The 305-nt window shown below is 67.2% G+C and carries 1 protein-coding gene; it reads right to left on the reverse strand.

All coding sequences use genetic code 11. The features are described 5' to 3' along the window. The coding region (locus OK412_RS23435) for an Ig-like domain-containing protein (protein ID WP_264353666.1) at positions 1–305 on the reverse strand (305 nt) is incomplete at both ends.

Genomic DNA, 305 nt, shown 5'->3' on the forward strand with positions numbered 1-305 from the left:
TCGGTGACCGAGCCGCTGGCAATCTCGCCGGTGATCGCACCGACGTCGTCCGTCAGGGTGATGCTGTCGATGACCAGGCCTGAGGTCTGGTTATCCGGCGGCGTGCTGTCGCCGGGGCCGTCGATCACAACGCTGTTGCTGTTGCCCGCCTCGTCGGTGGCTTCCACCACGACGTCTTTGGCGTCCACGCCCGCCGGATTCGGCTGGATGCTCCAGTGACCGTCAGCATCCGCCACCGTGCTGGTCACGCTGTCGCTGACCGGATCGGTGATCACGATCACCGCGCCCGGCTCGGCGTTACCGGC

The sequence above is a fragment of the Pantoea sp. JV6 genome (assembly GCF_025910055.1).
In the GTDB taxonomy this organism is placed as follows: domain Bacteria; phylum Pseudomonadota; class Gammaproteobacteria; order Enterobacterales; family Enterobacteriaceae; genus Pantoea; species Pantoea agglomerans.